The organism is Cellulomonas sp. URHD0024, from assembly GCF_000426185.1.
Classification (GTDB): Bacteria; Actinomycetota; Actinomycetes; order Actinomycetales; family Cellulomonadaceae; genus Cellulomonas.
The window spans coordinates 171,119-192,118 of the sequence record NZ_AUEW01000007.1; the positions used below are offsets into that span (position 1 = coordinate 171,119).

At 69.2% G+C, this 21,000-nt stretch carries 15 protein-coding genes; 13 read left to right on the forward strand and 2 right to left on the reverse strand.

Translation table 11 applies throughout. The features are described 5' to 3' along the window. Nucleotides 1-35 precede the first annotated feature (35 nt). The 13 genes from I847_RS0108580 to I847_RS0108640 all read left to right on the forward strand — a co-directional run bounded on the left by I847_RS0108580 (nt 36) and on the right by I847_RS0108640 (nt 19,119). Entirely contained in the window at nt 36-5,390 is a 5,355-nt protein-coding gene (locus I847_RS0108580) for a discoidin domain-containing protein (RefSeq protein ID WP_155856069.1), read from the forward strand. 428 nt (nt 5,391-5,818) lie between these two features. Next, on the forward strand, nt 5,819-6,064 hold the full coding sequence (gene nrdH / locus I847_RS0108585) for a glutaredoxin-like protein NrdH (RefSeq protein WP_028049370.1): 246 nt from the start codon (nt 5,819-5,821) through the stop codon (nt 6,062-6,064). An 85-nt stretch (nt 6,065-6,149) separates the two neighbouring features. Beyond that, on the forward strand, nt 6,150-6,566 hold the full coding sequence (gene nrdI / locus I847_RS0108590; protein ID WP_028049371.1) for a class Ib ribonucleoside-diphosphate reductase assembly flavoprotein NrdI: 417 nt from the start codon (nt 6,150-6,152) through the stop codon (nt 6,564-6,566). Further along, complete coding sequence (gene nrdE / locus I847_RS0108595; RefSeq protein ID WP_028049372.1) at nt 6,536-8,683, forward strand: class 1b ribonucleoside-diphosphate reductase subunit alpha; 2,148 nt, start codon at nt 6,536-6,538, stop codon at nt 8,681-8,683. The genes nrdI and nrdE overlap by 31 nt, the downstream gene beginning before the upstream one ends. Before the next feature lie 31 nt (nt 8,684-8,714). Beyond that, nucleotides 8,715-9,689, forward strand: a complete 975-nt coding sequence (gene nrdF / locus I847_RS0108600; protein ID WP_028049373.1) for a class 1b ribonucleoside-diphosphate reductase subunit beta — start codon at nt 8,715-8,717, stop codon at nt 9,687-9,689. Nucleotides 9,690-9,898: 209 nt separating this feature from the next. Further along, nucleotides 9,899-11,110 carry an ROK family transcriptional regulator gene (locus I847_RS22705; RefSeq protein ID WP_034609573.1) on the forward strand — a complete coding sequence of 404 codons (1,212 nt, stop codon included), beginning with the start codon at nt 9,899-9,901 and terminating at the stop codon, nt 11,108-11,110. A 117-nt stretch (nt 11,111-11,227) separates the two neighbouring features. Further along, nucleotides 11,228-12,775, forward strand: a complete 1,548-nt coding sequence (mmsA, locus tag I847_RS0108610) for a multiple monosaccharide ABC transporter ATP-binding protein (protein ID WP_028049374.1) — start codon at nt 11,228-11,230, stop codon at nt 12,773-12,775. Between the two features lie 26 nt (nt 12,776-12,801). Continuing rightward, entirely contained in the window at nt 12,802-14,100 is a 1,299-nt protein-coding gene (mmsB, locus tag I847_RS22710) for a multiple monosaccharide ABC transporter permease (protein ID WP_051274627.1), read from the forward strand. A 149-nt stretch (nt 14,101-14,249) separates the two neighbouring features. Further along, a complete protein-coding gene (locus I847_RS0108620) occupies nt 14,250-15,356 on the forward strand; it encodes a sugar-binding protein (protein ID WP_028049375.1) in 1,107 nt (368 codons plus the stop codon). 156 nt (nt 15,357-15,512) lie between these two features. Further along, nucleotides 15,513-16,769, forward strand: coding sequence for a DUF2510 domain-containing protein (locus I847_RS26670; protein WP_028049376.1), 1,257 nt, complete (start codon nt 15,513-15,515; stop codon nt 16,767-16,769). 129 nt (nt 16,770-16,898) lie between these two features. After that, nucleotides 16,899-17,822: a DUF2510 domain-containing protein gene (locus tag I847_RS0108630; protein WP_155856070.1), complete on the forward strand. Its 924-nt coding sequence runs from the start codon at nt 16,899-16,901 to the stop codon at nt 17,820-17,822. A 132-nt stretch (nt 17,823-17,954) separates the two neighbouring features. Continuing rightward, entirely contained in the window at nt 17,955-18,755 is an 801-nt protein-coding gene (locus I847_RS27065; RefSeq protein ID WP_028049378.1) for a DUF2510 domain-containing protein, read from the forward strand. Nucleotides 18,756-18,819: 64 nt separating this feature from the next. After that, nucleotides 18,820-19,119 (forward strand): DUF1540 domain-containing protein, encoded by a 300-nt coding sequence (locus I847_RS0108640; protein WP_028049379.1) that lies wholly within the window; start codon nt 18,820-18,822, stop codon nt 19,117-19,119. 3 nt (nt 19,120-19,122) lie between these two features. Here the strand turns inward: I847_RS0108640 and I847_RS0108645 are convergent, their stop codons facing one another. Together I847_RS0108645 and I847_RS0108650 are read right to left on the reverse strand one after the other, a co-directional pair. After that, nucleotides 19,123-19,962 (reverse strand): phosphotransferase, encoded by an 840-nt coding sequence (locus I847_RS0108645; RefSeq protein WP_028049380.1) that lies wholly within the window; start codon nt 19,960-19,962, stop codon nt 19,123-19,125. 92 nt (nt 19,963-20,054) lie between these two features. Then, nucleotides 20,055-20,885, reverse strand: a complete 831-nt coding sequence (locus tag I847_RS0108650; RefSeq protein WP_155856071.1) for a hypothetical protein — start codon at nt 20,883-20,885, stop codon at nt 20,055-20,057. Nucleotides 20,886-21,000 lie beyond the last annotated feature (115 nt).

Sequence of the window (21,000 nt, forward strand, 5' to 3'; positions counted from 1 at the left end):
GCAACGAGGCCCGCGCCTCCCGAGAGGTGTTCCAGATGCGCACCATCGCCGGCAGCCGCCGCGCGCCCTCCAGCCACAAGCTCGCCACCACCGTCGTCACCGCTCTGGTCGGCACCGCCGTCGTCGCCGGCGGCTGGCAAGCCGTCGCCGCGCCCGTGCAGAACCCGGCCGTGGTGCCCGTCGGCTCCGGGTCCTACGCCTCGGCGCCGCCGGCGGCGCTCGACGCGGCCGGACATGACGTGTCCGCGACCGTCGACCGGCCGCTGTACATCGACGGCTCCCAGTCCGGGAAGCCCGTCCCCACCAACTCGTGGTGGACGGACCTGGTCGTCAGCAAGTACTCCGGATCGCTGTGGGCCGACCCGCTCGTGCTGTCCAACTCGTCGGCGGGGACCAAGGTCTTCCTGCCGACCTCGTGGAACGCCGACGGCAGCGCCCGCGTGCTCGACCAGGAGATCGAGGTGCAGGGTGCGGTGACACCCACGCCGGGCCCGAGCGACGTCGTGATGGCCGACTTCGACACCGCGCTGCCCACCGGCTGGACGGCCACCGGGACCGCGTTCACCGGCACCACCGCGGGATCCGCCACGGGGCAGAGCCCGGTCGCCGGCTACCTCGGCAAGGGGCTGCTGAACTCGTTCACGTCCTCGAGCGGCGACGGCGCGACCGGCACGCTCACGTCGCCGACCTTCACCGTCGACCACAACACCATCGCGTTCCTCGTCGGAGGCGGCAAGCACCCCGACCAGACCGGCGTCCAGCTCGTCGTCGACGGCCAGGTGGTGCGCACCGCCACGGGCGCCGACTCCGAGCAGCTCGCCTGGGTGACGTGGAACGTCGCCGACCTGCGCGGTCGCGCGGCCACGATCAAGGTCGTCGACTCCCTGGCCGCCGGCTGGGGCCACGTGCTCGTCGACCAGGTGGTCCGCACCGACGACACGGCGAACCTGTCGGAGCGCTTCTCCACGCAGTTCATCGCCGCCGACGCCAAGGCTCTGCGCTGGGGTGAGTGGAACGTCAGCTGGCGGATGGCCTCGGCGGCCGGCGCGGCCAAGATGGACGTGACCGCCGCGCGCGGCATCCCCTACGCGTGGTTCGAGTTCACGCAGATGAACCCGCGCATCGTCCTGCAGCCCGGTGCCACGCTCACCGGCCTGAGCGGTCAGCCACTGACGCTGCCCGCGACCGTCTCCGCGGTCCAGGTCACGCAGGGCGGCCGGTCGTTCGGCATCCACCTGCCGGACGGCTCGGTGGTCGACCGGACCGGGAACGTGCTCGCACTCACGCTCAGCAAGCCGTACCTCGTCGTCAGCGCGGTCCCGGCGTCCGGCGCGACGCTCGCCGACCTGCAGGCGCACGCCTTCGCGATCCCGCGCGACACCAAGATGACGTACGCCTACGACCCGACCGCGGGCGAGGTCCGTCAGACGTGGGACGTCACCACCGACCTGCTGCAGGGCACCGACCACTCCACGATCCAGGGCTGGCTGCCGCACCACTACGTGGACGCCAAGCAGGCGCTCGCGTTCACCGGGTACGGCTACGACGCCCCCCGCGGCCGCATGAAGATGACCGTCGGGACCGGCGGCTGGGTGCTGCGCTACCCGTTCACGGGCATCACCCCGCTCGCCCCCGCGCCGACCGACGCGGCGGCCGTCGCCCAGGTCAAGAAGTACGTCGCCGACTACTCCAAGAAGACGACGTACGGCGGCGACACCTACTGGGGCGGCAAGGACGTCCTGCAGCTCGCGCAGTACATGGCGATGGCCAAGCAGGTCGGCGCGACCGACTCCTACAACGCGCTCAAGGCCACGTTGAAGACGGCCCTGGACGACTGGTTCACCTACACGCCCGGCGAGAAGGAGCACTTCTTCGCCCGGTACCCCACGTGGAAGGCCCTGATCGGCTTCGGCGACTCCTACGGCTCGTTCGAGTTCACCGACAACCACTTCCACTACGGCTACTTCACGCTGGCGGCCGCGCTGCTCGCGATGGACGACCCGACCTGGGGCCAGCAGTACGGCCCGATGGCGACCCTCGTCGCGAAGCAGTACGCCAACTCGGACCGGTCCTCCACCGACTTCCCGTACCTGCGCACGTTCGACACCTGGGAGGGCCACTCCTACGCCGGCGGGTTCAGCTCGCCGGGCGGCAACAACCAGGAGTCGAGCTCCGAGGCGATCCAGTCCTGGGTCGGCATCTTCATGCTCGGCGCGGCGCTCGGTGACGACCAGATGCAGGCGACCGGCGCGATGGGCTACGTGACCGAGCGGGCGTCCGTCCAGGAGTACTGGCTCGACACCCCGGGCGACTCCCCGACCACGGGCAACGCCGGCGTCACCAACCACCCGGCGGCCTACCAGCACGGCACGACGGGCATCCTGTTCGACTCGGGCCAGGCCTTCGCGACGTACTTCAGCGGCGACCCGGCCTGGATCTACGGCATCCAGTGGATGCCCACGGGCCCGTACTTCGGCTACCTCGGCTGGGACCGCGCCTTCGGGCGTGAGCTGCTGGCCAAGATGTTCGACGAACGGCCGACCGTGCTCGGGGCCTACACCGCGGGCGACAACGGTGCCAACCTGGCCCGCGCCGCCAAGCGCTGGTACGGCGTCGGCACCGACTGGGGTGCCAACGTGACCGTCGACAAGGCGGGCGCCGTGACGGCCATGCAGGACGCCGTGCGCAACGCCTACCTGCACAACCCCACGTACGTCTCGGCGCGCACGGCGGCCAACCCGCTGTACGACACCGCCAAGGCGACGCTGCGGTTCACGGTCGCGGCCGACGGCTCGCTCGTCTTCCCGACCGACGTGTGGAACCCCGCCGCGCTGCCTGCCGGCTGGACCCCGCCAACACCGCCGGCTGCCACCCCCGACGCCGACCCCAAGACGTGGGCCACCGGCTGGGGCGTCTTCCAGTACCTGTCCACCGCCTTCACGCCGGACCCGGCCGCGCTCAAGCGGCTCTACGCGTACGAGGTCCGCACGTACACGCCCGGCCGCGACACGACCCAGGCGGCCGACGTGTACTCGCGGATGGGCGACGCCCTGGGCAACGTGGTGCTCGGCTACGTGGCACAGGCCGACCCCGCGATGTACGCGGACGTCATCGCCGAGCTCGCCCGCCGTGGCGACCCGGTCGCGACCGGCGTCTCGATGGCCGGCTCCGTGTTCTACAACGCGCAGTCCAACCTCTCGCTGGGCCAGGAGGTGGTGAACCGCCACGTCGCGGCCCCGACCAGCCAGGTCTACCGGAACGGCACGACGTACACGTACGTCGTGTTCAACCCGACCGACCAGCAGAAGTCGTACGCGGTGTACGACGGCACGACGCAGATCGGCTCGATCGCCGTCCCGGCGCGCACCTTGGTGCGCAGCGGGCTCGACGGGACGCTGGCCCGGATCGTCGTGTCGGCGTCGCCGGCCGCCAAGACGGTGCCCGTGGGCCAGAGCGTCCAGCTCACCGCGACCGGGTACGACCAGTACGGCGCGGTCGTGCCGCTGACCGGGACCACGTGGTCGGTCAGCGGCGGCGGCACGATCACGTCGGCCGGGAAGTTCACGGCCACGACGAACGCCGACCCGGTGGTCGTCACCGCTGCGGTCGGTTCCGTCCAGGCGACGCTGCAGCTGCGGGTCGGAGCGGCACCGGCCCTCGCCGGCATCACGGTGAGCCCGGCGTTCGCCCGGGTGACCCAGGGCGCCACCGCGGCGTTCACGGCGGCCGGTGTCGACCAGTACGGCGACCCGTTCGCGCTGACCGGCGCGCAGTGGGCCGCGGGCGGTCGCGGCACGGTGTCGGCCTCGGGCGTGCTGACCGCGACGACCCTCGGCGCAGGGACGCTCACGGTGACGGTCGGCGGCGTGCGCGGGACGGCGGTCGTCGACGTGACGGCGGCCCCGGCGGACGTGGCGCACGGCAAGACGGCGACGGCCAGCAGCGGTACCGCCTCGGCGGCGCTGGCCGTGGACGGCTCGGCCACCACCCGGTGGGAGAGCAGCTTCGCGGACGAGCAGTGGTTGCAGGTCGACCTCGGCGCCCGCTACGAGCTGAGCTCCGTCACCATCGACTGGGAGACGGCCGCGGCCGCGTCCTACGACGTCCAGGTCGCCGACTCGGCGACAGGACCGTTCCGGACCATCCGGTCGGTGACGAAGGTCGACGCCTCCGACGACACCCTCGCGGTCGCCGGCTCCGGCCGGTACCTGCGGATCGCGGGCCACACCCGGCTCACCGGGTACGGGTTCTCGATCTTCGAGCTGAACGCCCGAGGGGTCCTGGCGGGTGACGCGGTCACGCCGACCACGGTGCTCGTCTCCCCGGGTACGGCCGCGGTGCGCCTCGGTGGGTCGGTGGCCTTGCAGGCCTACGCCTTCGACGCAGCGGGCAACGGCGGTCCGGTCGCAGCCACCTGGGCGGTCAGCGGCGGCGGTCAGGTCGACTCGGCCGGTCGCTACACAGCGGGGTCGACGGCGACCACGGCCACCGTCACCGCGACCGTCGCGGGCGTGAAGGGCACGTCGACGATCAGCGTCGGCGGCTCCACCACGCCAACCGACCCGACGGGTCCGACTGACCCCGGCACGGTCGTCGACCTCGCCAAGGGCAAGCCCGCCACGGCGAGCAGCACCCTGGGCCAGGCGTCACCCGCGCTCGCGGTCGACGGTGACGCCGGGACCCGCTGGGAGAGCACCTTCGCCGACAACCAGTGGATCCAGGTCGACCTCGGCGTCACGGCCACCCTGTCCGAGGTGCAGATCGACTGGGAGGCGGCCGCGGCCGGCAAGTTCTCGGTGCAGGTCTCGTCGTCTCCCACCGGCCCGTGGCAGACGCTCGCGACGGTGACGAACTCCGACGCCACGCCGGACAAGGTCCCGGTTGCGGGTTCGGGTCGCTACGTGCGGATCGACGCACCGACGCGGCTCACCCAGTACGGGGTGTCGATCTTCTCGCTGCGGGTGCTCGGCTCCACGTCGACGACCACCACGCCCCAGGCCACGGACGTCGCACGCGGCAAGACGGCCACGGCGAGCTCGGTGCTCGGCGCCAACACGGCGGCTGCGGCCGTCGACGGGGACGCCGGCACACGCTGGGAGAGCGCGCACGCCGACGGGCAGTGGGTCCAGGTCGACCTCGGCGCCCGGTACGCGCTGTCGAGCGTGGAGCTGGACTGGGAGGCGGCCGCGGCCGGCAGGTTCACGGTCCAGGTGTCCGACTCGGCGACCGGGCCCTGGCAGTCCCTGGCCACGGTCACCAAGACCGCCGCGACGCCTGACAAGGTCACCGTGTCGGGCACGGGACGGTACGTCCGGATCGACGCGCCGACCCGGTTGACCCAGTGGGGTGTCTCGCTGTGGTCGCTGCGGGTGCTCGGCACGCCGGCCTGACGCAGGCCCGCCTCGGCGGCCCCGCCAGGTCGCCGAGGTGAGGACGCAGGGCCGTGGTGGGGTCGCCCCCCGCCACGGCCCTCCGTCATTTCCGGGCGAATCGGACACGCGGCGTGTGCACAACGTGTGCACGGTCCTGTGGGTGTCCGATGGGGGTCTGTGGACGCCTGTGGAGGCCCGTAGACGCGCGTTGCGAACGCGCTGGTCGCGGGCCCGTAGAAGGCCGTGTCAGTGGTCGGCGGTAGCCTGGACCTTGTCCACAGGGTGAAGAATCACACCGATGTCACTACAACCCCTAGTGGTCCATTGCGTCGCCGACCACTAGGTGTAGTGTCTTGCCAAGCCAATCGGACGGGCTGCGCACGGACCTCGTCAGAGGTCCAGGAAGCAGCCAGAACAGCCAGAACAGCCAGGACACAGGAGCCACGATGTCGATCACGGTGTACAGCAAGCCGGCGTGCGTTCAGTGCAACGCGACGTACCGCGCGCTCGACAAGCTCGAGGCCGAGTACGACGTCGTGGACATCAGCCAGGACGCCGATGCGCGTGACTACGTCATGTCGCTCGGCCACCTGCAGGCGCCCGTCGTGATCGTGGACGGCGAGCACTGGTCGGGCTACCGGCCCGACCGCATCAAGGCTCTCGCCGAGCGACTGGCCGCCGCCGTCGCCTGACAGGACTCCCCGGGCCGGTGCTGGTCTCGACGCCGCACCTGCCCGGGTGGGCAAGCCGCACGACCCGAACCGAGGGGATGGACCGATGAGCTCCCTCATCTACTTCTCCTCTGCCTCGGACAACACCCACCGTTTCGTCCAGAAGCTCGGTCTCGATGCCCAGCGGATCCCGCTGAAGCCGACAGACCCGTTCCTGCACGCCTCGGAGCCGTACGTGCTCGTCCTGCCGACGTACGGCGGGGGCAACGAGGGTGGAGCAGTGCCCAAGCAGGTCATCAAGTTCCTCAACGACGAGGACAACCGTGCACTGATCCGTGGCGTGATCGCGGCCGGTAACACGAACTTCGGCGAGGCCTACTGCATAGCGGGGGAGATCATCGCGGCCAAGTGCCACGTCCCCTACCTGTACGGGTTCGAGCTCATGGGAACGGCAGAGGACGTCAGAAGCGTCCGTGAGGGATTGGGAAGATTTTGGCAACGACAGTCGCAGATACCCGCGTAGAGACGTCGGGACTGGATTACCACGCCCTGAACGCCATGCTGAACCTGTACGGCGCGAACGGCGAGATCCAGTTCGACAAGGACCGTGAGGCTGCGCGGGCGTACTTCCTGCAGCACGTCAACCAGAACACCGTCTTCTTCCACGACCTCAACGAGAAGCTGGACTACCTCGTCGAGAACAAGTACTACGACCCCGCGGTCCTCGAGCAGTACGACCGTGCCTTCATCAAGACCCTCTTCGAGTACGCGTACTCCAAGAAGTTCCGCTTCCAGACGTTCCTCGGCGCGTTCAAGTACTACACCTCGTACACGCTCAAGACGTTCGACGGGAAGCGGTACCTGGAGCGCTTCGAGGACCGCGTCTGCATGGTCGCTCTCGCGCTCGCCGAGGGGAACCAGGACTTCGCCATCTCGCTCGTCGACGAGATCGTGTCCGGGCGGTTCCAGCCGGCCACCCCGACGTTCCTCAACCTCGGCAAGGCGCAGCGCGGTGAGCCCGTCTCCTGCTTCCTGCTGCGCATCGAGGACAACATGGAGTCCATCGCGCGCGGCATCAACTCCGCCCTGCAGCTGTCCAAGCGCGGCGGCGGTGTGGCCCTCCTGCTCAGCAACATCCGCGAGCACGGCGCGCCCATCAAGCACATCGAGAACCAGAGCTCCGGCGTCATCCCCGTCATGAAGCTGCTCGAGGACTCGTTCTCCTACGCCAACCAGCTGGGGGCCCGCCAGGGCGCCGGCGCGGTCTACCTGCACGCGCACCACCCGGACATCTACCGGTTCCTCGACACCAAGCGTGAGAACGCCGACGAGAAGATCCGCATCAAGACCCTCTCGCTGGGCGTCGTCATCCCGGACATCACGTTCGAGCTGGCCAAGAAGAACGAGCCCATGTACCTGTTCTCGCCGTACGACGTCGAGCGCGTGTACGGGGTGCCGTTCGCGGACATCAACGTGACCGAGAAGTACTACGAGATGGTCGACAACGCGTCCATCAAGAAGTCCAAGATCAGCGCCCGTGAGTTCTTCCAGACGCTCGCCGAGCTCCAGTTCGAGTCCGGCTACCCGTACGTCATGTTCGAGGACACGGTGAACCGGGCCAACCCGATCGCCGGGAAGATCACGCACTCGAACCTGTGCTCGGAGATCCTGCAGGTCTCGACGCCGTCGACGTACAACGAGGACCTCTCCTACAAGGAGGTCGGCCGCGACATCTCGTGCAACCTCGGCTCGATGAACATCGCCCTGTCCATGGACTCGCCCGACTTCGGCACGTCCGTCGAGGTGGCCATCCGCGCGCTGACCGGCGTCGCCGACCAGACGAACATCGAGTCGGTGCCGTCGATCAAGAAGGCGAACGCCGGCGGCCACGCCATCGGCCTCGGGCAGATGAACCTGCACGGCTACCTCGCCCGCGAGCGCATCTTCTACGGGTCCGACGAGGGCCTCGACTTCACCAACATCTACTTCTACACGGTGGCGTACCACGCGATCCGGGCCTCGAACCTGCTCGCCCAGGAGCGCGGCAGCGCGTTCGAGGGCTTCGCGGACTCGAAGTACGCGACCGGCGAGTACTTCGAGAAGTACATCGACAAGGAGTGGAAGCCGAAGACGGCCCGTATCGAGGCGCTGTTCGCCGAGGCCGGCGTGCACATCCCGACGCAGGACGACTGGCGTGCGCTGTCGGCGCTCGTGCAGGAGCACGGCATCTACAACCAGAACCTGCAGGCCGTGCCGCCGACGGGGTCGATCTCCTACATCAACCACTCGACCAGCTCGATCCACCCGATCGCGTCGAAGATCGAGATCCGCAAGGAAGGCAAGATCGGGCGCGTCTACTACCCGGCGCCGTTCATGACGAACGACAACCTGGAGTACTACCAGGACGCGTACGAGATCGGCTACGAGAAGGTCATCGACACCTACGCCGAGGCCACGCAGCACGTCGACCAGGGCCTCTCGCTGACCCTGTTCTTCAAGGACACGGCCACGACGCGGGACCTGAACAAGGCCCAGATCTACGCCTGGCGCAAGGGCATCAAGACGATCTACTACATCCGCCTCCGCCAGCTCGCGCTGGAGGGTACGGAAGTGGAGGGTTGCGTCTCGTGCATGCTCTGACCTCCCAGAACGAACAGAAGGAAGCACTCCGATGAGCGAGAAGCTCAAGCTCGTCAGCCGCGTCTCGGCGATCAACTGGAACCGCCTGGACGACGACAAGGACGCAGACGTCTGGGACCGCCTCGTCGGCAACTTCTGGCTGCCGGAGAAGGTGCCGGTGTCCAACGACGTGCAGTCCTGGGCGACGCTGACGGAGCAGGAGAAGACGCTCACGATGCGCGTCTTCACCGGGCTCACGCTGCTCGACACGATCCAGGGCACGGTCGGCGCGGTGTCGCTGATCCCCGATGCGATCACGCCGCACGAGGAGGCCGTCTACACGAACATCGCGTTCATGGAGTCGGTGCACGCCAAGTCCTACAGCTCCATCTTCTCGACGCTGTGCTCCACGAAGGAGATCGACGAGGCGTTCCGCTGGTCGGAGGAGAACGTCAACCTCCAGCGCAAGGCCGAGATCGTCATGGAGTACTACCGCGGCGACTCGCCCCTCAAGCGCAAGGTGGCCAGCACGCTGCTGGAGTCGTTCCTGTTCTACTCGGGCTTCTACCTGCCGATGTACTGGTCCAGCCGCGCCAAGCTCACCAACACGGCCGACCTGATCCGGCTGATCATCCGTGACGAGGCGGTGCACGGGTACTACATCGGCTACAAGTACCAGAAGGGCCTCGAGAAGCTGTCGCCCGAGGAGCGCGCCGAGCTCAAGGACTACACGTTCGAGCTGCTCTTCGAGCTGTACGACAACGAGGTCGAGTACACGCAGGACCTCTACGACGGTGTCGGCCTGACCGAGGACGTCAAGAAGTTCCTGCGCTACAACGCGAACAAGGCGCTGATGAACCTGGGCTACGAGGCGCTCTTCCCGCGCGACGAGACCGACGTCAACCCGGCGATCCTGTCCGCGCTGTCCCCGAACGCCGACGAGAACCATGACTTCTTCTCCGGGTCCGGCTCGTCGTACGTCATCGGGAAGGCAGTCAACACCGAAGACGACGACTGGGACTTCTGACCGCCTCAGACGTGGGAGGGCCCGCATCCATCCAAGGATGCGGGCCCTCCTCGTTCTTCGGACGCGACGGACTGCGTTTGCCCAGGTGACGGCGATGCAGCAACGAGCGAAGCGTCGCAGCAGCGCTCTGCCTGCGCGTCCTGAACCGGGCATATCCATGTTGCGTTCATGTGTTGACGCCGCCGCTCGCTCAGCGTAGACATTGCCGCATGTCCTTGGTCTTCGACGGCAACGCAGCCGCCTCTACGTCCGCCGGATCGCAGAAGGCCTTGCGTGCGCGGAACATCGACCTTGTCGTCGGCACTCTCGGGATCGACGGCCCGCAGACGCAGGCGATGCTCGCGCGTCGCACGCGCCTGTCCGCAGGAACGATCTCCAGCATCGTGCGAGAGCTCACCGAGCAACGGCGGGTCTCCGCCCGCCCGACCATCAGCGGTGGGCGCAGGGCGGTCGAGGTGGCCCTCGTGCCGGACGGTCGGGTGGTCGTCGGCGTCGATGTCGGCCGCGCGCACCTGCAGGTGATGGCCATGGACACCGGGCGCCGAACGTTCGGGATGCGGGGCACGACCCTGCACTCGTCTCACCTCCCGTCCGACACCCTGCGGATCGCTCGGCAGATGGTCGACGAGATGCTCGCCGAGAGCGGCGTCGACCGGTCCGACGTCGTCCTGTGCGGCGTCGCGGTCCCAGCGTCGCTCAACCCCGTGACGGGGAGGGTCGTGCAGGCCAGCGTTCTCCAGAGCTGGGCCGGGATCGACCTGGTCGAAGCGACCACCCGTGCCCTCGACCTCCCCGTCGTCCTGGAGAACGACGCCAACCTGGGCGCCATCGCGCACGCGGGCACCGGCCCGTTCAGCGGGGTGCGGTGTCTCGTCTTCGTCAAGGTCGGCACCGGCATCGGTGCGGGCCTGGCATTCGACGGCAAGATCTACGAGAGCGCGTCCGGCATCGCGGGCGAGATCGGTCATGGACAGCTGATCGACGGCGGAGAGGTCTGCACGTGCGGCAATCGCGGCTGCCTCGAGACGGTCGCGTCCACGCGCCGCATCGTCGCGGACTTCGCGCGGATCCGTCCGGACAGCGAGGTCGAGTTGGACGACGTGATCGCCGCCGTGGCCGCTGGTGACCCGGCTGCGATCCGCCTGCTGCACGACGCCGGGGCGCAGATCGGCCGGGCCATCGCCCCCATCTGCAACCTGCTCAGTCCCGATGTGGTGGTGGTTGGTGGACCGCTCGCCCGCGTCGGGGCGTCGTTGTTCGACGGGATCGTCCAGTCCACGCGCCAGCGCTCGCTGTCCACGGCGACCGCCCACACGCGGTTCGTCCTGTCGGACCTGGGTGACCACGCCGAGGTCCACGGCGCCTGCCTCCTCGCCCTACGCAGGGTGATCACGGAAGGTCACGCTCGTGTATCGAACTGATGACGACATGCAACGCGCCAGCGTTCAAGAGTTGACGGCAACCAGGGGGGTTGCCTACGGTCTGAACAGGCCCAACGATGGGTAGGCCGATCGCAGCGCTGCGTCAGGAGTAGGTAGATGGCATCCGGGCCGGTCATCCTCGAGATGAAGTCGATCACCAAGCTGTTCCCTGGGGTGCGCGCGCTGGACGAGGTCTCGATGACCGTCCGGGCCGGCGAGATCCACGCGATCTGCGGCGAGAACGGCGCCGGCAAGTCGACCCTGATGAAGGTGCTCTCCGGGGTCTACCCGCACGGCACGTACACGGGCGACATCGTCTACCAGGGCAAGGTCGTCGAGTTCAAGGACATCAATGCCAGCGAGGCCGCGGGCATCGTGATCATCCACCAGGAGCTCGCGCTCATCCCTGAGCTGTCGATCACCGAGAACATCTTCCTCGGCAACGAGGTCCGCGGTCGGTTTGGCATCGACTGGGGAGAGGCACGTAAGCGCGCCACGGAGCTGCTGGCCCGGGTGGGTCTGCGCGAGTCCCCGGACGAGATCGTCAAGAACATCGGTGTCGGCAAGCAGCAGCTCGTCGAGATCGCCAAGGCGCTGTCCAAGGACGTGCGCCTGCTGATCCTCGACGAGCCCACGGCCGCCCTCAACGAGGGAGACTCCGAGCACCTGCTCGACCTGTTGCGCGGCCTGCGGGCCAAGGGCATGACATCGATCATGATCTCCCACAAGCTGAAGGAGATCGAGGAGATCGCAGACTCGATCACGATCATTCGTGACGGCAAGTCGGTCGAGACTCTCGACGTCGCCCTGGGCGGTGTCGACGAGGACCGGATCATCCGGGGAATGGTCGGCCGCTCGCTCGAGTCTCGGTTCCCCGACCACACCCCGAAGATCGGCGAGCCGTTCTTCCACGTCAAGGACTGGACCGTCGAGCACCCGCTCATCCCCGGTCGCCTGGTGTGCAAGAAGTCCGAGTTCTTCGTGCGGCGCGGCGAGATCGTCGGCTTCGCCGGCATCATGGGCGCCGGCCGGACCGAGCTCGCCCGATCCCTCTTCGGCCGGTCCTACGGCCGCTACCTGGCCGGCACCATCGAGATCAACGGCAAAGAGGTGCATCTCGGCACGGTGCAGCACGCGATCGACAAGGGGATCGCCTACGTCCCCGAGGACCGCAAGGCCCTCGGGCTGAACCTCCTGGACACGATCGAGGACACGGTCGTCGCCGCGGGCCTGCACAAGATCTCGAAGCTCTCGGTGATCGACCCCACGGCCGCGCACGTCGCGGCGGAGGGCTATCGCAAGGCGCTGAACATCCGGACGCCGAGCGTCACGCAGGGCGTCGCGAAGCTCTCCGGCGGCAACCAGCAGAAGGTGCTGCTCGGCAAGTGGATGTTCCCCGAACCGGACCTGCTCATCCTCGACGAACCGACGCGCGGCATCGACGTCGGGGCGAAGTACGAGATCTACGGACTGATCCAGCGGCTGGCCGACGAGGGCAAGGGCGTCATCGTGATCTCGTCCGAGCTCCCTGAGCTCCTCGGCCTGGCCGATCGGATCTACACGATCTTCGAGGGCTCGATCACCGGCGTCATCGACCGGGGCGACGCTACGCAGGAGACCCTCATGCGACTCATGACCGGCACCACGTCGGCCACAGCCGGCTGACCAGCGCACCGACGGGAAGACACACGATGAAAGCGGCATTCAAGCAGTTGCTCGGCGGCGGGATCCGTCAGTTCGGCATGGTCATCGCCCTTCTGGCGCTGCTGGGGTACTTCCAGTGGTCGACGGGCGGCAAGGTCCTGACGCCGACGAACGCGCAGAACATCATCAACGGGAACTCCTACATCCTGATCCTCGCGATCGGCATGGTGCTCGTGATCATCGCGGGTCACATCGACCTGTCGGTCGGATCGGTGGCTGCGGTCGTCGGCATCAGTGTCGCGCTGTCGATCAAGGACTGGGGCATCCCCTGGTGGCTCGGCGTGCTGCTCGGCCTCGGTGTCGGGATGGCGATCGGCGTCTGGCAGGGCACATGGGTGGCCTACGTCGGGATCCCAGGCTTCATCGCCACGTTGGCAGGCATGCTGATCTTCCGCGGGATGAACCAGGAGATCGGCAACAACCTGTCCGTCCCCGTGCCCAAGGAGATCCAGAAGCTCGGCGCCGGCTACCTGCCCGAGTGGGGTCCGACCAGCACCAACATGAACAACTCCACGCTGCTGCTGGGGATCCTCGCGATCGTCCTCGTGGTCTGGTCGGCGTTCCGCAAGGTGGCCAAGTCGCGCAGGCTCGGCCTCGAGGACATGCTGCCCGCCGCCGTCTACATGCGCGCGGCCGTCCTGTCCGTCGTGATCGCGTACCTGACCTGGCTGTTCGGCTCGGGCAAGCCCGGCACGTCCTTCCCGATCTCGGGCTGCATCCTGCTCGTCCTCATGATCATCTACACCTTCGTCGCCAACCGCACGATCATCGGCCGGCACGTGTACGCAGTCGGCGGCAACCGTTCGGCGGCTGCGCTGTCCGGCGTGAACATCAAGCACGTGAACTTCCTCGTCATGGCGAACATGTCGGTTCTTGCGGCCGTCGCCGGCATCGTGTTCGTCGGACGGTCCACCTCCTCGGGCCCTGGCGACGGCACGGGCTGGGAGCTCGACGCGATCGCCGCCGTGTTCATCGGTGGCGCGGCGGTCTCCGGCGGCGTCGGCACCGTCGTCGGGTCGGTCATCGGTGGTCTCGTGATGGCCGTCCTGAACAACGGCCTCGCCCTCAACGGCGTCGGCTCCGGCAAGACCCAGATGATCAAGGGTCTGGTCCTGCTGCTCGCCGTCGCGTTCGACGTCTACAACAAGGTCCAGGGGCGCCCGTCCATCTTCGGACTGTTGTTCAAGGGCAAGAGCAGACGCGCCGCGGAGCTGGTCTCCGAAGCGGGCCAGGAAGAAGTCGCCGAGGTCCCGGTGGCAGCCGGCGAGACAGCCGGGCGCGGTTAGCACCGACCACGAACGAGAACCCGGCCGCAACCCACCACCACCTGCACGCTGAGTCGCCGACCTCATATGCGTCGGCGAGTCGGTCAGGCGCGGCCAAAACGGCATCACACACGCACCCAGCGACGGGTGCCCAAGAGAAAGTGACACCCATGAAGAAGTTCGCCACAGCATTGATCACACTGGGGGCCGTCGGGGCGCTGGCGCTCGCTGGGTGCTCCTCGTCGGACCGCAGCGAGACGCCGGAGAGCTCCGGGTCAGGGTCCGCCGCCGCCGGCTTCCCGGCCGACGCCACGATCGGTGTCGCGCTCCCGCAGAAGACGTCGGAGAACTGGGTGCTCGCCGAGCAGCTGTTCAACGACGGACTCAAGGAAGCGGGCTTCAAGCCGATCGTGCAGTTCGCCAACAGCGGCGTTCCCGAGCAGCAGAACCAGATCTCGGCGATGGTCGAGCAGGGCGCCAAGGTCATCGTCGTCGGAGCCATCGACGGCTCGCAGCTGGGCACCCAGCTCGAGGCGGCCAAGGGCACGGGCGCGACCGTCATCGCCTATGACCGTCTCGTCAAGAACACCGAGGCGGTCGACCAATACATCGCGTTCGACAACTACCAGGTCGGCGTCCTGCAGGGCAAGGCGCTCCTCGAGGGCCTCGCGAAGCGCCAGGGTGCCGGTCCGTGGAACATCGAGCTCGTCGCCGGCTCGCCGGACGACGCGAACGCCACCCCGTTCTTCGAGGGCGCCATGAGCGTCCTGCAGCCGAAGATCGACGACAAGACGCTCACGGTCGTCTCGGGCCAGACCACGTTCGACGCCGTGGCGACCCAGGGCTGGAAGGCGGAGAACGTCCAGAAGCGGTTCGACACCATCCTGTCGGCGAACTACAGCGCAGGCACCCCGCTGCACGGCGTCCTGTCCCCGAACGACACCCTGGCGCGCGGCGTCCTGACGTCGGTCAAGCAGGCCGGCCTGCCCACCCCTGTCATCACGGGTCAGGACTCCGAGGTCGAGTCGGTCAAGTCGATCATGGCCGGCGAGCAGTACTCGACGATCTACAAGGACACCCGCGAGCTGGTGGCCGCCACGATCAAGGCGGTCCAGGCGTACCAGAAGGGCGAGAAGCCGGAGATCAACGACACCAAGTCCTACGACAACGGCGTCAAGATCGTCCCGTCGTACCTGCTGACTCCCGTGGTCGTCACCCAGGAGAACGCCGCGGAGATCTACGCGAACGACCCGACGCTGAGCGCGCTCACCAAGTGATCCCAGCGTAGGACCGCACGATGGAACGGCCCTCCGGCGAACCCGCCGGAGGGCCGTTCCGCATTTCCCCTGTGGCCTCGCTCAACCCGAGACGAATGACGGCCGATCCCTGGAGGGAGCGGCCCTTCCGGTCGTCGTGCGCGAGCTGAGGGCTGGATGAGCGAGACGACGGGACCCGTGCCCGGGTGGTACCGGGACTCGAACGCGGACGGGATGCTGCGCTGGTGGGACGGCGCGCGCTGGACCGGGTACGTCGAGAAGGTGCCCGAGCCCGGCGACCTCGTGATCGGTCCGGGCATCCAACTGCACGGGATCACGTACACACCGCCGGACAAGTCGATCATCAGTCTGTACCCGCCGATCTCCGACCCGCGGTACGCGGACTCACCGCTGGCGGCCGCGATGGTCGACGCCGTGCACATCGGAGTTCCGCCGGGCGCCGACGTCCGGATGCCGTCGGCCTACGTCGCGGGTCTGGAAGCAGCGCACGTGTACAAGGAGCGCGGCGGGGTGGTCGGCGCCCTGGCGGAGGTCGCGGAACAGGCCGAGGCGAACAAGCTGGCGTGGCTGTCGGGGGTTCCGACCCCGGCACCTGCCCAGACCGAGCTGGGCAGCACGATGTCGTTGGCGCGGCTCTGGGTCGTCTCGTTGTCCGCGATCGTGGCCGGGGCGTTCGGCTGCTTCGTCGTGGCGATCATGATGGGCGGCGAACCGGCCGCCATGGTCCTTCTCGGCGAAGCCTTCCCGGGCGTCGTCGTCGTCGCCGGGGTGGCGGCACTGGTCAGTGGACTCCGGCAGCGTTCACGGGTGCCGGAACTCCAGCCCGTGATCCCGGCACCGCGGCCGGCGCCCACTCCCGTCGACTGGTCGACGGGGATCCCCGTCCAACCCGCGACGGCGCCCGCGCGCCCGCTGCTCTTCCGTCCCGCGAGGGTCACAGGCTTCGGCCGCAACCAGCAGATCAGGTGGCGCAACGAGGGGTCGACCAAGCACGCGGGTCTCGTGGTGATCCTCATCGGTGCGGTGATCTTCGTCGCCAGCCTCGTCGGGGTCGCCTCCGGCCTCCGCGGTGCGCCGCCGGCCTCGGACGAGGGGACCGTGCGAGGTGTCGTCGTCGGATCCGCCACCTGCGGAACGAGCGTCACGTTCCAGGTGCGCGGCCGGCACTACGAGACCCCCGTGCCTCCCGACAGCTCGTGCCAGTTCGTCGGCGACCGTGTCACGGTGGTCTACACCGTCGCGGACCCCGGCGACGGCTTCGCGCACCTGGCGTCGGTTCCGACCATCGACGTCGACGCGCTGCTTTCCGCGCTGGTCGGCGCCGCGATCGTCGTCGCAGGCGCCCGCCTCGCGATCTACCTGCGCCGAAGTGCGCGCGGCCCTGATCCTCACGTGCCGGGAGTCTCGACCTAGGAGGTGCTCACCGTCGCGTCGGACTCACCCATTCGTGTTTCCTCCTCATCCCGGTCACGACGAGTGCCGATCCCGGTGCTGGGGCGTGCGCTGGTCGCGCCGACGGTACGAGAGGCATGGGGGCACACGATGGGCACACCGCCGCCCGCGGGCTGGTTCACGAGTCCGGACGGCGCCACCGTGCAGCGCTGGTGGGACGGTGCCGCGTGGACGACGTTCACGCAGCCGAACCCAGCGGTGCCGGCTCAGCGCGTTGCCGCACCGCAGCCCGTCGCGGCACCCCAGGGCGTGGACCCCGCGATGGACGAGCGCGTACGCGCCGCCTCCCACGGCTCCTACCAGGACACCGCCCAGGCCCTCGACGCGCTCCAGCACCAGGGCGGCATCCTCGGGGCCTTCGCCGCCGTCGCGAACCAGGCGCTCGCGACGCAGCAGGCTCCGCCGCCCTCGCCGACGAACGGGGTGCAGCCGTACGGCCAGCCCGCGTTGCAGAACCCGTTCGGTCCGAGCATGAGCGAGCGCTCCGACACCGGGTCGAGCGTCTCGTGGCAGGTCGGGCCCTTCACGGGCGGCGATCGGTACGACCGGTTCGACAGGCGACGCGGAAACGCCGGACCCGTGGGCACGCTGATGCTCGGCGTCCTCTTCCTGGTGGTCGGGTTCATCGCGGCGTTCTCGATCAGCGGCCAGAACAAGGTCCACGCCGACGAGTCCACCACCACCGGGACCGTCGTCGCACACAGCACGAGGACCGACAGCCACGGGAACACCCAGTGCTCACCGATCGCCTCGTTCACGGTCGGCGGGTCGACCTACAAGGCGGACTCGAGCAGCTCGTCGACGAACTGCGCCAGCGTGGGGTCCTCGGTACCGGTCATCTACACGACGACCGACCCGGGCGACGGTTCAGCCCACATCAAGGAGACCGGCTTCACCGCCTGGCTGGTCTGGCTGTTCCCCCTCATCGGCCTGGTCGTGACCGTGTTCGCGGTGCGCCGTCTCGTCACGATGGGTCGCTCGATCCGGTCCCTGCTGCCGTTCGGTCGGGGATGAGCCCGACCGCCTGACCAGGCACTTTGCGGAAAATGGCGTGCAGAACGGCTCAACCGGTGCGCGTGCTGTGCCGATTCACCCGACAAGTCACGACACGTGCGCCGACACTCCCGCGAGCAGCAAAGGGCCCCCATGAGCACACCTTCGGCAGCCTGGTACCCGAGCCCGGGTGAGGACCACCTCGAGCGGTGGTGGGACGGCACGAGCTGGACCGCTCTCACGCGACCCGCCGGTTCGACCGCGGAGCTGGCGACGCAGCGCACGAGCTCGGCGTCGGCGAAGAAGCTCGTCGGCGCGACGTCGCAGATGCCCGCGCCGAAGCCGCAGAACGCGATCGTCGTCCGCGCGGCACAGCCGCACCCGGCCGCGCGTCCGGCGGTCCGGTCGTCGGTCCCCCGGACGTTCCCGGCGCAGCGGAGCACGCCCGACACCGGCCCGGCGCAGCCCCTGTCAGGATCGGTCGGCACGGACGTCCCGGACGGCGCCTCGGGCTCGCGGCGACGCAGCCGTGCGATCGCCTCCCTGGTCGTCGGGCTCGTGCTGCTGGTCGCGGGAACCGTCGCGTCGATGGCGGCCGGCGGCGGCGCGAACCGCGTCAAGGCCGGCGAGGCGACCGTCGCCGGGACCGTCTTCCGGCACGACGCCCAGGCGACGGCCGATGGCGGCACCAGGTGCTCGCCGGCCGCGGCGTTCACCATCGGGAGCAGGACGTACCGCGCCGAGGCCGGGCCGTCGAGCCCCTGTCTGAAGATCGGGACGTCTGTGACGGTCATCTACACGGTCGCCGACCCGGGCGACGCCCACGCCCGCATCCGGCAGCCGGCGCCGTACCGCCGCCTGATCTGGCTCGTTCCCGCCACCGGGCTCGCCCTCACGACCGCCGGGGTCGTCACCCTGCGCGCGGGCCGCCGAAGGGCCGAGCCGACTGCCTAGGCAGGCCGCCCGGAACGGGTCTACGGTCGAGCGAACGCACCGCTGAGTCCCCACGGAGGTCCTCATGAGCACGCTGATGGACATGCCCGCCGTCGACGAGTGCTCGGTCGCCGGGTGTTCGTACAACGACCACTCGCACTGCCACGCCGCGGCGGTGACCATCGGTGGAGGCTCGGGTGACGCGCAGTGCACCACGTTCATCCCGCTCGGCGTCAAGGGCGGGCTGGACAAGGTCGTCACCCACGTCGGCGCCTGCCAGCGCGCCGAGTGCACCCACAACTCGCACCTCGAGTGCACGGCGGCGTCCGTGCGCATCGGCGCAGGTCACGACGAGGCCGACTGCCTCACCTTCGCGACCACCTGACCGTCAGGCCGGTGGCGTCGCCACCTCGATGAGATCCCGGACCAGCCGGGCGGCGGCGGGCACCAGCTCCTGCTCGCCCGGGACCAGCGCCGGGTCGGCGGAGCGCAGCGCCGCGGCCGCGTCGAGCGCACCGAGCGGGTCGACGTGGATGGCGTGCAGGAAGGCCACGAGCAGTGAACGGGCCGCCTGGGAGTAGATGCCGCCGGCGTCGACCGCGACCTCGGCGACGATCAGGGCGGTGAGCGCCACGTCGAGCTCGGGCGTGCCAGTCCGCGAGTTCGACCAGTCGACGAGCACCGGGCCGTGCTCGGACAGGATGACGTTGGCCGGGTGGATGTCGAGGTGCACGATCACCGGACCAGCGGGGAAGAGCGGCCAGGCTTCCGGCTCGCTCGACGTCCACCCCGGAGGCGCGGGGATCGCGTGGAGCCGTGCGTGCAGATCGGCCAGGATCCCCGCCGCGTCGGACAGGGAGATCTCCTCGGCGCCGAGTGCCTGCAGGAGCGTCGGGCCGTGCACGCGCTCCATCACGAGGTCGGGACCGCTGGCAGCCAGGACCGCCGGGGCTGGGAAGCCGTGGGCGACGGCGTGTCGCAGGAGGTCGACCTCGTGCGTCGCGTCGCGCCCGGAGCGGTACCGCCGCAGCACGGTGTGCTCGTCGAGAGCGAAGACGTCGACGGTCTCGCCCGAGGCGAGCAGCGGGCCGGGATCGGCCGCCAGCGCGGGGTCGACCGGCGGCAGCGGTTGGCTCGCACGCCGGGCCGTCGGAACTCCCGGGGTGCTGTCTGAGGGCCCGGGCGACTCGTGAACGGGGTCGTTCGGGGCCAGTCCGGCGGAGTTCATGCACCGACGGTAGTACGGCATGTCGGGGTTGTCCCATCCGGGATACCGACTCGTCGCCGACCTGCGGAGGGACCCCGACGGAGCGTGCGACGTCAGGTGCGTGCGACCCGCTCGAGCGTGCGCACCGCCTGCTCGTGCGTGTCCGGCAGCGGCTCGATCCAGACCCGCACGGGCATGCGGGTCACGGCACGGAGGTCGAGCAGCTCGCACCGGCGGTCGATCTCGGCGTGCAGTGCCTCGAGCGGAGGGTGTGCGTGTGCGTCTGTGCGGGCGAGCACCGCGAACACGCCCCCGCCGAGCGTCGCCATCGGGTGGCCCTCGCCGTACGTGCTCGTCATCGCCGCACCGACGGCCGCCGACCGAGCGGCGCGCGTGAACGGGTCGATGTCGCCCGCGGCGACGTCGACGAGCACGAGGTGGTGGCCGACGCCGCGGGACGTGAGGTCCCGCTGCGTCGGGATCGCCGCATCGCGGTACGTCTCCGCGAGCCGGATGGCCAGGTACTGGCGGGTGGGCAGGCCGGACTCCGGGTCGAGGGCGGTGCCGAACGCGAGCGCGCCGGCCTGGGCGTCGGCCCAGCCCTCGCAGAGCGCACGGATCACGGCCGCCGGCGGGTCGAGGGCGCCGAGCGCGCGGTACAGAGCGCCGAGGTCGTCGATCGTCTCGCCGATGCCGACCCCGTCGTAGCCGCGGGCTCGGCCGAGCTCCTGCGCCGCGAGCGACGTGTCGCTGGTCGACAGGATGGCGGACGCGATCTCGTCGACCGCGGGGTGGTACCAGTCGGAGGGGCGCAGCCAGACCGACCCGATGCTCTCGTCGCGCCACCGCTCGCGCAGGGCAGCAGGCAGTACGCCGTAGGGGAGCCCGTCGAGCGACTCTCCCGACAGCGCTGGAAGGGCAGCGTTGTTCGGTCCCGAGTTCATCGTCACGGCGGATGAGAGGGGGCCGTGCGGCACCTGTGACGCCGGTACGACGCTTTTCACCCGGTGAATTTCGTCCTTCTTCTGTGGGATTCGGCGCATATGGCAGGCTGAGCCC

Bases quoted from the DNA above. Each gene is read 5' to 3' on its own strand.
- I847_RS0108580 (WP_155856069.1), top strand. From the start codon at position 36: ATGCGCACCATCGCCGGCAGCCGCCGCGCGCCCTCCAGCCACAAGCTC.
- nrdH (WP_028049370.1), top strand. From the start codon at position 5,819: ATGTCGATCACGGTGTACAGCAAGCCGGCGTGCGTTCAGTGCAACGCG.
- nrdI (WP_028049371.1), top strand. From the start codon at position 6,150: ATGAGCTCCCTCATCTACTTCTCCTCTGCCTCGGACAACACCCACCGT.
- nrdF (WP_028049373.1), top strand. From the start codon at position 8,715: ATGAGCGAGAAGCTCAAGCTCGTCAGCCGCGTCTCGGCGATCAACTGG.
- I847_RS22705 (WP_034609573.1), top strand. From the start codon at position 9,899: ATGTCCTTGGTCTTCGACGGCAACGCAGCCGCCTCTACGTCCGCCGGA.
- mmsA (WP_028049374.1), top strand. From the start codon at position 11,228: ATGGCATCCGGGCCGGTCATCCTCGAGATGAAGTCGATCACCAAGCTG.
- mmsB (WP_051274627.1), top strand. From the start codon at position 12,802: ATGAAAGCGGCATTCAAGCAGTTGCTCGGCGGCGGGATCCGTCAGTTC.
- I847_RS0108620 (WP_028049375.1), top strand. From the start codon at position 14,250: ATGAAGAAGTTCGCCACAGCATTGATCACACTGGGGGCCGTCGGGGCG.
- I847_RS26670 (WP_028049376.1), top strand. From the start codon at position 15,513: ATGAGCGAGACGACGGGACCCGTGCCCGGGTGGTACCGGGACTCGAAC.
- I847_RS0108630 (WP_155856070.1), top strand. From the start codon at position 16,899: ATGGGCACACCGCCGCCCGCGGGCTGGTTCACGAGTCCGGACGGCGCC.
- I847_RS27065 (WP_028049378.1), top strand. From the start codon at position 17,955: ATGAGCACACCTTCGGCAGCCTGGTACCCGAGCCCGGGTGAGGACCAC.
- I847_RS0108640 (WP_028049379.1), top strand. From the start codon at position 18,820: ATGAGCACGCTGATGGACATGCCCGCCGTCGACGAGTGCTCGGTCGCC.
- I847_RS0108645 (WP_028049380.1), bottom strand. From the start codon at position 19,962: ATGAACTCCGCCGGACTGGCCCCGAACGACCCCGTTCACGAGTCGCCC.
- I847_RS0108650 (WP_155856071.1), bottom strand. From the start codon at position 20,885: ATGAACTCGGGACCGAACAACGCTGCCCTTCCAGCGCTGTCGGGAGAG.